At 68.9% G+C, this 13,243-nt stretch carries 15 protein-coding genes; 3 read left to right on the forward strand and 12 right to left on the reverse strand.

Features of this window, described 5'->3' with window-relative positions; all coding sequences use genetic code 11:
• Nucleotides 1–5: 5 nt before the first annotated feature.
• From JNB61_RS09325 to prmC, 12 genes are all read right to left on the reverse strand, one after another.
• Nucleotides 6–266, reverse strand: a complete 261-nt coding sequence (locus JNB61_RS09325) for a F0F1 ATP synthase subunit epsilon (protein WP_159845287.1) — start codon at nt 264–266, stop codon at nt 6–8.
• A gap of 2 nt (nt 267–268) precedes the next feature.
• Entirely contained in the window at nt 269–1,717 is a 1,449-nt protein-coding gene (atpD, locus tag JNB61_RS09330) for a F0F1 ATP synthase subunit beta (RefSeq protein WP_159845290.1), read from the reverse strand.
• A 30-nt stretch (nt 1,718–1,747) separates the two neighbouring features.
• Entirely contained in the window at nt 1,748–2,644 is an 897-nt protein-coding gene (locus tag JNB61_RS09335; protein ID WP_159845293.1) for a F0F1 ATP synthase subunit gamma, read from the reverse strand.
• 20 nt (nt 2,645–2,664) lie between these two features.
• A complete protein-coding gene (gene atpA / locus JNB61_RS09340; RefSeq protein WP_220288110.1) occupies nt 2,665–4,302 on the reverse strand; it encodes a F0F1 ATP synthase subunit alpha in 1,638 nt (545 codons plus the stop codon).
• A 60-nt stretch (nt 4,303–4,362) separates the two neighbouring features.
• Nucleotides 4,363–5,154 (reverse strand): F0F1 ATP synthase subunit delta, encoded by a 792-nt coding sequence (locus JNB61_RS09345; RefSeq protein WP_220288111.1) that lies wholly within the window; start codon nt 5,152–5,154, stop codon nt 4,363–4,365.
• Nucleotides 5,154–5,711 (reverse strand): F0F1 ATP synthase subunit B, encoded by a 558-nt coding sequence (locus JNB61_RS09350; protein ID WP_220288112.1) that lies wholly within the window; start codon nt 5,709–5,711, stop codon nt 5,154–5,156. Before JNB61_RS09350 ends, JNB61_RS09345 begins: the two co-directional genes overlap by 1 nt.
• 28 nt (nt 5,712–5,739) lie before the next feature.
• Complete coding sequence (gene atpE / locus JNB61_RS09355; RefSeq protein ID WP_159845304.1) at nt 5,740–5,976, reverse strand: ATP synthase F0 subunit C; 237 nt, start codon at nt 5,974–5,976, stop codon at nt 5,740–5,742.
• Between the two features lie 61 nt (nt 5,977–6,037).
• Nucleotides 6,038–6,829, reverse strand: coding sequence for a F0F1 ATP synthase subunit A (gene atpB, locus JNB61_RS09360; RefSeq protein WP_222855330.1), 792 nt, complete (start codon nt 6,827–6,829; stop codon nt 6,038–6,040).
• A 167-nt stretch (nt 6,830–6,996) separates the two neighbouring features.
• Nucleotides 6,997–7,500 (reverse strand): hypothetical protein, encoded by a 504-nt coding sequence (locus JNB61_RS09365; RefSeq protein ID WP_220339426.1) that lies wholly within the window; start codon nt 7,498–7,500, stop codon nt 6,997–6,999.
• Nucleotides 7,497–8,705 (reverse strand): MraY family glycosyltransferase, encoded by a 1,209-nt coding sequence (locus JNB61_RS09370; RefSeq protein ID WP_220339427.1) that lies wholly within the window; start codon nt 8,703–8,705, stop codon nt 7,497–7,499. The genes JNB61_RS09365 and JNB61_RS09370 overlap by 4 nt, the downstream gene beginning before the upstream one ends.
• On the reverse strand, nt 8,702–9,481 hold the full coding sequence (locus JNB61_RS09375) for an L-threonylcarbamoyladenylate synthase (RefSeq protein WP_220339428.1): 780 nt from the start codon (nt 9,479–9,481) through the stop codon (nt 8,702–8,704). The genes JNB61_RS09370 and JNB61_RS09375 overlap by 4 nt, the downstream gene beginning before the upstream one ends.
• Before the next feature lie 57 nt (nt 9,482–9,538).
• On the reverse strand, nt 9,539–10,417 hold the full coding sequence (gene prmC / locus JNB61_RS09380; RefSeq protein ID WP_220339429.1) for a peptide chain release factor N(5)-glutamine methyltransferase: 879 nt from the start codon (nt 10,415–10,417) through the stop codon (nt 9,539–9,541).
• 203 nt (nt 10,418–10,620) lie between these two features.
• On the opposite strand from prmC, the gene cysK (JNB61_RS09385) reads away from it, so the two are divergent.
• The 3 genes from cysK (JNB61_RS09385) to epsC all read left to right on the forward strand — a co-directional run bounded on the left by cysK (JNB61_RS09385) (nt 10,621) and on the right by epsC (nt 13,188).
• Nucleotides 10,621–11,559, forward strand: a complete 939-nt coding sequence (cysK, locus tag JNB61_RS09385; RefSeq protein ID WP_159845318.1) for a cysteine synthase A — start codon at nt 10,621–10,623, stop codon at nt 11,557–11,559.
• Nucleotides 11,560–11,653: 94 nt separating this feature from the next.
• Nucleotides 11,654–12,607 carry a cysteine synthase A gene (cysK, locus tag JNB61_RS09390; protein ID WP_220339430.1) on the forward strand — a complete coding sequence of 318 codons (954 nt, stop codon included), beginning with the start codon at nt 11,654–11,656 and terminating at the stop codon, nt 12,605–12,607.
• Nucleotides 12,604–13,188, forward strand: coding sequence for a serine O-acetyltransferase EpsC (gene epsC, locus JNB61_RS09395; RefSeq protein WP_220288117.1), 585 nt, complete (start codon nt 12,604–12,606; stop codon nt 13,186–13,188). Before cysK (JNB61_RS09390) ends, epsC begins: the two co-directional genes overlap by 4 nt.
• Nucleotides 13,189–13,243: the final 55 nt, after the last annotated feature.

A 13,243-nucleotide genomic window follows, 5' to 3' on the forward strand; every position in this document is an offset into this window, starting at 1 on the left:
GTCGATCAGGAGATCAGTGCGGCGTTTCCGGCCACGATCGTGAGTTCGTCGCCTTCCATCGACAGGAACCCGTCCTGCGCGTTGGCGATGATCTTCGTGCCCGAGGTCTCGGTGATGCGCACCTGACCCTCGGCGAGGATCGCGAGCACCGGCTCGTGACCGGTCATGAAGCCGATCTCGCCCTCGACGGTCTTGGCGACGACGAGCGAGGCCTCTCCCGACCAGACCTCCGCGTCCGCGGAGACGAGGCTCACCTTGAGCGGCATGATCAGCCGTTCTCCTTCTGGATGCGCGCCCACTGCTCCTCGACGTCGGAGATGCCGCCGACGTTGAAGAAGGCCTGCTCGGCGACGTGGTCGAACTCGCCCTTGACGATCGCGTCGAACGACTCGATGGTCTCCTTGATCGGGACCGTCGAACCCTCGACACCGGTGAACTTCTTCGCCATGTAGGTGTTCTGCGACAGGAACTGCTGGATACGGCGCGCGCGGGCGACGACGATCTTGTCCTCCTCCGAGAGCTCGTCGACACCGAGGATCGCGATGATCTCCTGCAGCTCCTTGTTCTTCTGCAGGATCTGCTTCACGGCGGTGGCCACGCGGTAGTGGTCCTCACCGATGTAGCGCGGGTCGAGGATGCGGCTCGTCGACGTCAGCGGGTCGATGGCCGGGTACAGGCCCTTCGAGGCGATCTCACGCGACAGCTCGGTGGTCGCGTCGAGGTGCGCGAACGTGGTCGCCGGAGCCGGGTCGGTGTAGTCGTCGGCGGGGACGTAGATCGCCTGCAGCGACGTGATCGAGTGACCGCGCGTCGACGTGATCCGCTCCTGCAGGATGCCCATCTCGTCGGCGAGGTTCGGCTGGTATCCCACCGCGGAGGGCATGCGGCCGAGCAGCGTCGAGACCTCGGAACCGGCCTGCGTGAAGCGGAAGATGTTGTCGATGAACAGCAGCACGTCCTGCTTCTGCACGTCGCGGAAGTACTCCGCCATCGTGAGGGCCGAGAGGGCGACGCGCAGACGCGTCCCCGGCGGCTCGTCCATCTGGCCGAAGACGAGGGCGGTCTTGTCGAAGACGCCCGCCTCCTCCATCTCGCCGATGAGGTCGTTGCCCTCACGGGTGCGCTCGCCGACACCGGCGAACACCGACACACCACCGTGGTCCTGCGCGACGCGCTGGATCATCTCCTGGATGAGGACCGTCTTGCCGACGCCCGCACCGCCGAAGAGGCCGATCTTTCCACCCTGCACGTACGGGGTGAGCAGGTCGATGCTCTTGATGCCGGTCTCGAACATCTCGGTCTTCGACTCGAGCTGGTCGAACGAGGGCGCCTGGCGGTGGATGCCCCAGCGCTCGGTGACCTCGATGGTCTCGCCGGGAGCGGCGTTCAGAACGTCACCCGTGACGTTGAACACCTTGCCCTTGGTGACGTCGCCGACGGGAACCGTGATCGGGCCGCCGGTGTCGCGCACCTCCTGACCGCGGACCATGCCGTCGGTCGGCTTGAGCGAGATGGCGCGGACGAGGTCGTCACCGAGGTGCTGAGCGACCTCGAGGGTGATCTCGGTCGACTCTCCGTCGATCGTGATCGTCGTCTTGAGCGCGTTGTAGATGTCGGGGATCGAGTCGTGCGGGAACTCGATGTCGACGACGGGGCCGGTGACGCGGGCGACGCGCCCGACGACCGCCGTCTCGGTCTTGTCAGCGGTGAGGCTCATGGCTTCTTCTCTTTCGTGTGGTCTTCTGCGTCACTTGCCCGACGCCAGAGCGTCGGCGCCGCCGACGATCTCGGCGATCTGCTGCGTGATCTCGGCCTGGCGCGCGTTGTTGCGCAGGCGCGTGTAGTCGGTGATGAGCTTGTCGGCGTTGTCGCTGGCGGACTTCATCGCCTTCTGAGTCGCGGCGTGCTTGGCGGCCGACGACTGCAGGAGTGCGTTGAAGACGCGGCTCTGGATGTACACCGGCAGGAGAGCGTCGAGCACCGTCTCGGCGTCCGGCTCGAACTCGTACAGCGGGTACACCGCTGCGGAGGACGACTCCTCGGCCTCGACGACCTCGAGCGGAAGCAGGCGCACGGTCTCGGGCGTCTGCGTCATCATGCTGACGAAGCGGTTGTAGACGAGGTGGATCTCGTCGACGCCGTTCTCCTCGCCGCCACGGTCGTACGCGTCGAGCAGGGTCGCCGCGATCTCCTCGGCGGTGGTGAAGTGCGGCGTGTCGGTGTCACCCGTCCACTCCGCGGCGCTCTCCATGCGACGGAACTGGAAGTACCCCACCGCCTTGCGGCCGACGAGGTAGAACACCGGCTCGCGGCCCTCCTCGCGCAGCAGCTGCGCGAGCTCGAGGCCCTCGCGGAGGATCTGCGAGTTGAACGCCCCCGCGAGGCCGCGGTCGGACGAGAAGATCACGACGGCGGAGCGGCGGATCGTCTCGCGTTCGACGGTCAGCGGGTGGTCGACATTGGAGTGCGTCGCCACGGCGGAGACGGCACGCGTCACGGCACGCGCGAAGGGCGACGACGCGCGCACACGCGCCATCGCCTTCTGGATGCGCGAAGCCGCGATGAGTTCCATCGCCTTCGTGATCTTCTTGGTCGTCTGAGCAGAACTGATCTTCTGCTTGTAGACCCGGAGTTGTGCGCCCATTGTGCTAGCCCCGGCCCGCCTTAGCGGCGGCCCTTGACGATCTTCTCCTGGTTCACGTCGTCCGCCTGCGCCGCCGCGACCTCTTCGTGGCCGGGCTTGCCGATGGCCTGGCCCTTGCCGGCCTGGAACTCGAGGATGAAGTCGTCGGTCCGCTTCGTCAGCTCGGCGACGGTGTCGTCGTCGAGGACGTTGGTGTCGCGCAGCGTGTCGAGGATCGTCGTGTTGCGACGCAGGTAGTCGAGCAGCTCGCGCTCGAACGCCAGCACGTCTTCGACCTCGATCGAGTCGAGCTTGCCGTTGGTGCCGGCCCAGATCGAGACGACCTGCTCCTCCACCGGGTACGGCGAGTACTGCGGCTGCTTGAGCAGCTCGGTCAGGCGTGCACCGCGGGCGAGCTGGCGACGCGAAGCGGCGTCCAGGTCGGAGGCGAACATCGCGAACGCCTCGAGAGAGCGGTACTGGGCCAGCTCGAGCTTGAGCGTGCCGGAGACCTTCTTGATCGACTTGACCTGGGCGTCACCGCCGACTCGCGAGACGGAGATGCCGACGTCGACCGCGGGACGCTGGTTGGCGTTGAACAGGTCGGACTGCAGGAAGATCTGGCCGTCGGTGATCGAGATCACGTTGGTCGGGATGTACGCCGAGACGTCGTTGGCCTTCGTCTCGATGATCGGCAGACCCGTCATCGAGCCGGCGCCGAGCTCGTCGGACAGCTTCGCGCAGCGCTCGAGCAGACGCGAGTGCAGGTAGAAGACGTCACCCGGGTACGCCTCGCGGCCCGGCGGGCGGCGGAGGAGAAGGGACACGGCGCGGTACGCCTCGGCCTGCTTCGACAGGTCGTCGAAGATGACGAGGACGTGCTTGCCCTCGTACATCCAGTGCTGGCCGATGGCCGAGCCGGTGTACGGCGCGAGGTACTTGAAGCCCGCGGGGTCGGAGGCGGGAGCCGCGACGATGGTCGTGTACTCCAGCGCGCCGGCGTCCTCGAGGGCGCCCTTCACGGCCGCGATGGTCGAGCCCTTCTGGCCGATCGCGACGTAGATGCAGCGCACCTGCTTGTTGACGTCGCCCGACTCCCAGTTGGCCTTCTGGTTGATGATCGTGTCGATCGCGATGGCCGTCTTGCCGGTCTGGCGGTCGCCGATGATGAGCTGGCGCTGGCCGCGGCCCACGGGGATCATCGCGTCGATGGCCTTGATGCCGGTCTGGAGCGGCTCGTGCACCGACTTGCGCTGCATGACGCCGGGCGCCTGCAGCTCGAGGGCGCGGCGGCCGACGGTGGCGATCTCGCCGAGGCCGTCGATCGGGTTGCCCAGCGGGTCGACGACGCGGCCGAGGTAGCCGTCGCCGACGGCCACCGAGAGCACCTCGCCGGTGCGGGTGACCTGCTGGCCGGCCTCGATGCCGGCGAAGTCGCCGAGGACGACCACACCGATCTCGTGCTCGTCCAGGTTCAGCGCGAGCCCCTGGGTGCCGTCCTCGAACGTCACCAGCTCGTTCGCCATGACACCGGGCAGGCCCTCGACGTGGGCGATGCCGTCGGCGGCGTCGACGACCGTGCCGACCTCGGTGGCCGCAGCCCCGGTGGGCTCGTAGGCGGCGACGAAGTCCTTCAGCGCGTCACGGATGACATCAGGGCTGATAGTGAGATCTGCCATTGTTTTCCTTCGTTCAAGGGGCCTCGGCCCCGAAATCTCCGCGTGGGCGGGAAGTCTGTGTCAGCCGGCGAGCCGCTGACGGAGGTCGGCCAGGCGCGACGAGACGCTCGCATCGATCACGTCGTCCGCGATCTGCACGCGCACGCCGCCGACCACGGTCGGGTCGACGATGGTGTTCAGCGATACCGGCGTCCCGTAGCGCTTGGTGAGAGCGGCCGTGAGGCGCTGGCTCTGCGCCGCGCTGAGAGGTGCCGCGGCCACGACGGTCGCGACCGCGCGGTTGCGCTGGTCGGCGACGAGCCGCGTGGCACGCGCCAGCAGCTGCCGCACGCGCCGCTCGCGGGGCTGACGGATCAGGGAGGATGCGATCAGCGTCGCCCCTGCGCTCGCGCGGCCCGCGAGGAGCTTCTCGACGAGCTCGCCCTTCGCGGCGGCGTCGCCCAGACGGCTTCCGAGCGCGAGCTCGAGCTCGGGGTTGTCGGCCACGGTCCGCGAGAACGCGAACAGCTCGGCCTCGACGTCGGCCTTCGCGTCGGCGACCGCGGCGGCGCGCACCGCGAGCTCCTCGATGCCGTCGACGAGATCGTCGGACGAGGACCACCGCTCGGCGACGGCGGTCGCCAGCAGCGATGCGGTCGCAGGCTTGACGGCCTTGCCGAACACGTCGAAGACGACCTTGCGGCGGGCCTCTGGCGACGCGGCGGAGTCGGCGAGCGCGCCGCTCAGCTGCGACGAGTCGCCCACGGCGCGCGCCACGGCGAACAGCTCGCCGGCCACGTCGAGGTCGACGCCCGACGCGGCGCGCAGCGCCGCCGTCGTCGTCGCCAGGGCCTGAGTGGTCGCGCTGCCCATTACGCCTTGGCCCCTTCGGACTCTTCGAGCTCGGCGAGGAAGCGATCGACGACGGCCTGAGCCTTCTTGTCGTCGGAGAGCGTCTCGCCGATCACGCCGCCGGCGAGGTCGAGGGCGAGCGTGCCCACCTCGCTGCGCAGCGACACGAGAGCCGTCTGGCGCTCCGCTTCGATCTGCGCGTGCGCGGTCGTGGTCAGGCGTGCGGCTTCCGCCGCAGCGGTCTCCTTGGCCTCGGCGACGATCTTCTTGCCGTCCTCGCGGGCGGCGTCGCGGATCTCACCGGCCTCCTTGCGGGCATCGGCGAGCTGCGCCGTGTACTCCTCGAGGGCGGCCTCGGCCTTGCGCTGTGCCTCGTCGGCCTTCGCGATGTTGCCTTCGATGGCTGCGGAGCGCTCGTCGAGCAGCTTCTTCATCCGGGGAAGGGCGACCTTCCAGAAGATGATCAGGATGACGATGAAGCACACCGACGACCAGATGATGTCGTACCACGCGGGGAGGAGGGGGTTGTGCGCTTCGGCGCCCTCTTCCGCGGCGTACGTGACAAGAGCGTTCAGCATCCTGTCTCCTTAGACGAGAGTGTGGCGATCAGAAGCCGAAGATGAAGCCGGTCGCGATGCCGATGAAGGCGAGCGCCTCGGTGAAGGCGATACCGATCCACATGAGCACCTGGAGACGGCCGGCCAGCTCGGGCTGACGGGCGACGCCCTCGATCGTCTTGCCGACGACGATGCCCACGCCGATGGCCGGGCCGATCGCGGCGAGGCCGTAACCGACGGTGGCGATGGAGCCGGAGACCTCGGCGAGAACCGTAGTTGCGTCCACGGGGGTGTTTCCTTTCGGTTGTGGGCGACCCTGCGTCTTCCGGACGCAGCGCCGTCCCGTATCAGTGCTCTTCGGCGACCGCGAGCTGGATGTAGACCGCGGTGAGAAGGGCGAAGACGTAGGCCTGGAGGACGGCCACCAGGATTTCGAACAGGGTGAAGACGAAGCCGAACGCGAGGCTGCCGGCGCCGAGGATCGACCACCAGCCGCCCATGTCGAAGATGAAGAACTGCGTGGCCGCGAAGAACAGCACCAGCAGCAGGTGGCCGACCATCATGTTCATGAGGAGTCGGAGGGTCAGCGTCACCGGACGGATGATGAACGTCGAGATCAGCTCGATCGGCGTGACGATGATGTAGATCGGCCACGGCACGCCCGACGGGAAGAGGGAGTTCTTGAAGAAGTTCTTCGGGCTCTTCTTGATGCCGGCGTAGATGAACGTGACGTAGCTCACGACCGCGAGCGTCAGCGGCACCGCGATGATGCTCGTGCCGGCGATGTTCAGGAACGGGATGATGCCCGTGATGTTCATGAACAGGATCATGAAGAAGAGCGTCGTGAGGATCGGCAGGAAGCGCTGCGCGTCCTTCTTGCCGAGGAGGTCCTCGCCGATGTTGACGCGGACGAAGTCCAGGCCCATCTCGACGAGGCTCTGGAAGCGACCCGGCACGACACGCATGCGGCGCGTGCCGAGCCAGAAGATCACGACGACGGCGATCGTGGCGAGGAACTGGATGAGGTGGATCCGGGTGATCGGAACACCCGCCAGCTCGAAGAGGACCTCAGGGAAGAACTCATCGATCGAGGGCCCGTGGAAGACGGGCGGTTCATCCGTGGCAAAGGGGGCGATCAGGGTCGCAGCATGAATAGACAGCGCTGGCTCCAGCTTCGGGGCATCGGTCGAGAACCGTTGCGACGATGGTCGATGAGCGTCACTCCGCAAGTACTCGCTAAGCGAGTGGGCGGGCGCTCGTTCAGCCTATCAAACTTGTGAGGTCGCTGAATCCGCGCGGTGGCGGATCAGGACGCGCTGGACTCCTCGTCCCGCTTGTCCCCCGCGTCCGGGTCGGTCGGGAGCTCCACATCGCTCACGTGCGGCACCCTCATGCGCACCATCACGACGACGTCGACCGCCAGTGAGGCGAGCACGCTCACGACAGCCGCGACGAAGAAGACGGCGGGCTCGATCCAGGGCTGACCGCGCAGGACCAGGAGGATCACGATGAACACGACGAACTTCAGGATCCACCCGCCCATGACGATGCCGAAGAAGATCGGCACGTAGAGCGGGTCGCCGAACCAGCGGTTCGCGATGAGGATGCTCGCTCCGGTGATGCCGAGGAACACCGCGGCGACCAGCACGCCGGCCAGCGCGCTCCACAGGCCCGTGGTGCCCGCGACGAGGAAGCCGACGATCGCGCCGACGACGGCGAGGATCGCGGTGACCGTGCCCGACCACATGAGCACGGTGCGCAGGATCGGGGTGCTGGAGACCGGTGTGCGGGGGTTCGGGCTGGTGCTCATCGGGCGTCCTCCTGTGCGGGCGCGGGATCGGGCTCGGGTGCTGGCTCGGGTTCGGTGGAGGCCGGCGCCGCGGTGGCCGGACGGCGGCGCGAGGGAAGCAGGGTGACGACGAGGCATGCGGCGATGCCGACGATGCCGTAGAACACGCCGAAGAGGTAGTCCCCCGGCCACTGCAGTGTCGTGCCGATGTACATCAGCAGCACCGACAGGCTCACCAGCGCCGTCCAGGCGTAGAAGATGAGCACGGCGTCGCGGTCGGTGTGGCCCATGTCGAGCATGCGGTGGTGCAGGTGCTTGCGGTCGGGCGAGAACGGCGACTTGCCCCGGCTCATGCGCCGCACCACGGCGAGGCCGAAGTCGAGCAGGGGCAGCAGCACCACGACGACCGGCAGGAGGATCGGGATGAATGCACCCAGCAGCTGCGATCGGCCGAAGGCGTCGTTGTCGGCGATCATCGCCGGGTCGAAGTTGCCGGTGATCGAGATCGCCGAGCACGCCATCAGGAGGCCGAGCATGAGTGCACCGGAATCGCCCATGAAAAGGCGCGCCGGGCTCCAGTTCAGCGGGAGGAACCCGATGCACGCCCCGATGAGGACGGCGGCGATCAGCGACGAGAGCGTGAAGTAGTTGCTCGAGCCGATGTCGCGGAACACCATGTACGAGTAGGCGAAGAAGACGGCGTTCGCGATGAGGCAGACTCCGGCCACCAGCCCGTCGAGCCCGTCGATGAAGTTGACCGCGTTCATCACGACGACGATCGAGAACACGGTGAGGGTGAAGCTCGCCCAGCTCGAGAAGATCGTCATGCCGCCCAGCGGCAGAGTGTAGATCTGCAGCTGCCCGAACCAGGCGATGACGCCGGCGGCGAGGAACTGCGCCCCCAGCTTGATCATCCAGTCGAGGTCCCACAGGTCATCCAGCACGCCGATCACGACGATGAGTGCGGTCGCGCCGAGCAGCGCGTACATCTGCTGGGGCTGCGCCCACACGATGGAGAAATACGGATGCTGCGACGACACCGCGAACGCCGCCAGCACGCCGATGAACATGGCGATGCCACCCAGGCGAGGCGTGGGGGTCTTGTGGACGTCGCGCTCGCGGATGCCGGGGTACAGCTTGTACTTCAGGCTGAGTCGCCACACCGCCCACGACAGGACGAAGGTGACGGCCGCCGTGAGGAGGATCGTGAAGACGTACTGCTTCACGAGCGGTCGGGTTCCGGCGCCTCGGGCGCCGCAGCCGCCTCGGGCGCCGCAGCCGCGTCGGCCGCGGCATCCGTCTCCGAAGCGGACTGTTCCGCCTCGGGCTCCGCGCCGGGGTCGGGCTCGAGCAGGTCGCCGAGCACGTCACGGAGCTGCTCCCGGCTCACCGCGCCGTCCCGCAGCACGCGCACCCGCGGCTCGTCGCCGACGACGAGGCTGGTCGCGTCGATGATCGTCGAGGGAATGCCGGTCTTCGACGGCCCGTCGCCGAGATACACCGCGACGCTGTCCTTCAGCATCCCCTCCGCGTCCTCGGCGGTGATGCCGGCCGCCATGCCCGTGAGGTTGGCGCTCGAGACGGCCAGCGGCCCCGTCTCTTCGAGGAGCTCGAGGGCGATTCGGTGCGCGGGCATGCGCACGGCGACCGTGCCGCGGGTCTCGCCGAGGTCCCACGACAGCGACGGCTGCGACGGCAGCACGATGGTGAGGCCACCGGGCCAGTAGGCCTCGACCAGGCGCTCGATCGGCTCGGGGACCTCGGCGACGAGCGCGCGCAGCGTCGTGAGCCCGGCCACGAGCACGGGGGGCGGCGACTGGCGACCCCGGCCTTTCGCCGCGAGCAGGCGCGCGACGGCGGCGTGGTCGAAGGCGTCGGCCGCGACGCCGTAGACGGTGTCGGTGGGGATGACGACGAGCTCGCCGCGGCCGATGGCCTGGCGCGCCTGGCGCATGCCAGTGAGCAGCTGTGACTCGTCGCGGCAGTCGTAGATGGGGGACATGTCGCCCGCCAGTCTAGTTGCGAAGCCCCGGACGAACGCTCCGAACCGGCGACGCGCTCAAGGGTGCAGCGCGGTGGTCGCGCGGTCGCGCGAGGTGAGGTCGGGGTGCGTCGCGGCGGCGCGCCAGCCGTCGGCCTCGAGGATCCCGCGGATCGCCTCTCCCTGCCACTCGCCGTGCTCGATCACGATCATGCCTCCCGGGTGGGCGAGACGCAGTCCCACCCGGCTCAGGATGCGGACGATGTCGAGGCCGTCCTCTCCCCCGTACAGCGCCGCAGGGGGATCGAAGAAGCGCACCTCGGGATCGCGCGGGATCGCGGCATCCGGAACATACGGAGGATTGGACGCCACGACCGAGACGGTGCCGTCGAGCTCCGGGAAGGCGTGCGCCAGGTCGATGAAGGCGAGCGTCGCGTTGTCGGCGCCGACGTGCGCGAAGTTCTCCTTCGTCCACACGAATGCATCGACGGAGTTCTCGGCAGCGAACACCCGGGCATGCGGCACCTCGGTCGCCATGGCGAGGGCGATCGCGCCGCTTCCGGTGCCGAGATCCACCGCGATGGGAGAGTCGGATGCTGCGGCCCGCAGCGCGTCGATCGCCAGCTGCGCGACGACCTCGGTCTCGGGGCGGGGCACGAAGACACCCGGTCCTACCCGCAGCTCAAGGTGGCGGAAGGGGGCCGTGCCGGTGATGTGCTGCAGCGGCTCGCGTGTGACGCGGCGGTCGACGAGCTCGTCGAGACGGGCGGCGTCCTGCGCGTTGAGGCGGTCGCCGCGGATGGCGGCGGCCTGCACCCCCCCGCGCCCGGAGCCCAGCACGAAGGCGGCCAGCAGCTCGGCATCGACGGCCGGGTCGGCGATGCCGACCTGGGCCAGCCGCGCAGCGGCGCGCCGAAGGGCGTCGGAAAGCAGGGGGGATGCGTCGGGAGAAGCCATGACCGATCCACTCTAGGCCGACTCCCCCGGCCGGCGGCGCGACGTGCGCGGGCCCGTGATCGCCGCGCGGATCGGCGGACCGAACCGGCGGGGACCCGCGAGGATACCCGGGCTGGTCCACGCTTTCGTCACAGAAGGACTCACAGGAAAACGCGCCCCCTAGGCTGGTGCTCGATCAGCCGAGAACCCGCGAAAGGCCCGATATGACCGGCATTCACCCCGACATCACGTCCGCATTCGGCAACACGCCGCTGGTACGCCTGAACCGCGTCACCAACGGCGCCGGCGGGAACGTCCTGGCGAAGCTCGAGTTCTACAACCCGGCCTCGAGCGTGAAGGACCGTCTCGGCATCGCCATCGTCGACGCCGCCGAGGCTTCGGGCGAACTCCAGCCCGGCGGAACCATCGTGGAGGCCACGAGCGGCAACACCGGCATCGCGCTCGCGATGGTCGGCGCCGCCCGCGGCTACCGCGTCGTCCTCGCCATGCCGTCCTCGATGTCGATCGAGCGTCGCCTCCTGCTCAAGGCGTACGGCGCCGAGCTCGTGCTCACCGACCCCGCGGGCGGCATGAAGGGCGCGATCGCGAAGGCGGAGGAGCTCGTCGCCGACATCCCCGGCGCGATCCTCGCCCGCCAGTTCGAGAACCAGGCGAACGTCCAGATCCACCGCAAGACCACCGCGGAGGAGATCATCCGCGACACCGACGGCCAGATCGACTACTTCGTCGCCGGCATCGGCACCGGTGGCACCATCACCGGTGTCGGCCAGGTGCTGAAGGAGCGCGTGCCCGGAGCCAAGGTGGTCGCCGTCGAGCCGGCCGACTCGCCGCTGCTCACCAAGGGCACGCCCGGACCCCACAAGATCCAGGGCATCGGGCCGAACTTCGTCCCGGCGATCCTCGACCAGGGTGTCATCGACGAGGTCATCGACGTCGAATTCCCCGACGCCATCTCGACCGCGCGTGCCGTCGGCACGCAGGACGGCATCCTCGTGGGCATCTCGTCGGGCGCCGCCATCTGGGCCGCGCTGCAGGTCGCCGCGCGCCCCGAGGCCGCCGGCAAGAACATCGTGGTCATCGTTCCCTCGTTCGGCGAGCGCTACCTGTCGACCGCGCTGTACGAGGATCTGCGCGAAGATTGAGTCGTCACGACGGCGCGCCGGCCACCCCGACCCGTTCGGGCGCCGGTGCGCCGTCGTCGTCTGTCCGCGCCGCCTGAGATCGAGGGAGCACCACGTGCCCGGCATCCATTCCGACATCACGACCGCGTTCGGTGAGACGCCGCTCGTTCGGCTCAACGCGCTCACCGATGGCCTCGGGGCGGAGGTGCTCGCGAAGCTCGAGTTCTACAACCCCGGCTCGTCGGTCAAGGACCGCCTCGGCTACGCGCTCGTCGAGGCGGCCGAGGAGGCGGGAGAGCTCGCGCCGGGTGGCACGATCGTCGAGTCGACGAGCGGGAACACGGGAATCTCGCTCGCGCTGATCGGCGCCGCGCGCGGCTATCGCGTCATCCTGACGATGCCTGCCTCCATGTCGAAGGAGCGCCGCACGCTGCTGAAGGCGTTCGGCGCCGAGCTCGTGCTGACCGACCCGTACAAGGGCATGACCGAGGCGGTCGAGACCGCCCGGCGCATCGTCGCCGAGACTCCCGGCGCCGTCCTCGCACGCCAGTTCGAGCATGAGGCGAACGCCGCCATCCACCGCAAGACCACCGCCGAGGAGATCTGGCGCGACACCGATGGCCGCGTCGACTGGTTCGTCGCGGGTTCGGGCACCGGGGGCACGATCACGGGCGTCGGCCAGGTGCTGAAGGAGCGCAACCCGGACGTCAAGATCGTCCTGGTCGAGCCGAAGGACTCCCCCGTCCTCACCGAGGGCCGCGCCGGCGGCCACCGCATCCAGGGGATCGGGCCGAACTTCGTCCCCGAGGTGCTCGACCGCTCGGTCGTCGACGAGATCTTCGACGTCGAGTTCGACGATGCGATCGGGGTCGCGCGCGAGCTCGCCACCCGCGAGGGCATCCTCGGGGGGATGTCGGCCGGCGCCGCGGTCTGGGCGGCGCTCCAGATCGCGGCCCGCCCGGAGGCCGCCGGTCAGCGGATCGTCGTGATCGTGCCCGACTCCGGCGAGCGATACCTGTCCACCGCTCTGTACGAGCACCTGCGCGAGCCGGAGGCCGAGACCAGATGACCGACGAACGCATCGGATTCTTCGCTCGGGCCCGAGAGGACGTCGCCGCGGCGAAGCTGCGCGATCCCGCGGCCCGCGGCGGGCTCGAGATCGCCGTGCTCTACCCCGGACTGCACGCGATCTGGGCGCACCGCGTGTGGCACGCCCTGTGGACGCGGGACTTCCGCTTCGCCGCCCGCGCCGGGTCGCAGATCACCCGCTGGCTCACCGGCATCGAGATCCACCCGGGAGCGACGATCGGCCGCCGCTTCTTCATCGACCACGGCATGGGCGTCGTGATCGGCGAGACGGCCGAGGTCGGCGACGACGTCATGCTCTATCACGGTGTCACCCTCGGCGGACGTCAGCGCGAGGGCGGCAAGCGTCACCCCACGATCGAGGACGGTGTCGCCGTCGGCGCCGGAGCCAAGATCCTGGGCCCGATCACGATCGGAGAAGGATCGGTCGTCGGCGCGAACGCGGTCGTCACCAAGGACGCCCCCGCCGACAGCGTGCTCGTCGGCGTGCCCGCGAAGCCCCGCGCCCGTCGCGTCGGCGACGACACCCGGGCACTGCTGACCACGCCGGAGTACCACATCTGACCGTCCGGACACGGATGCTGCGGCCTGCGGCCGCGCGTCGCTGCCCGGGTCCGGC

It is taken from the genome of Microbacterium ureisolvens (genome assembly GCF_019511645.1).
In the GTDB taxonomy this organism is placed as follows: Bacteria; Actinomycetota; Actinomycetes; order Actinomycetales; family Microbacteriaceae; genus Microbacterium; species Microbacterium ureisolvens_A.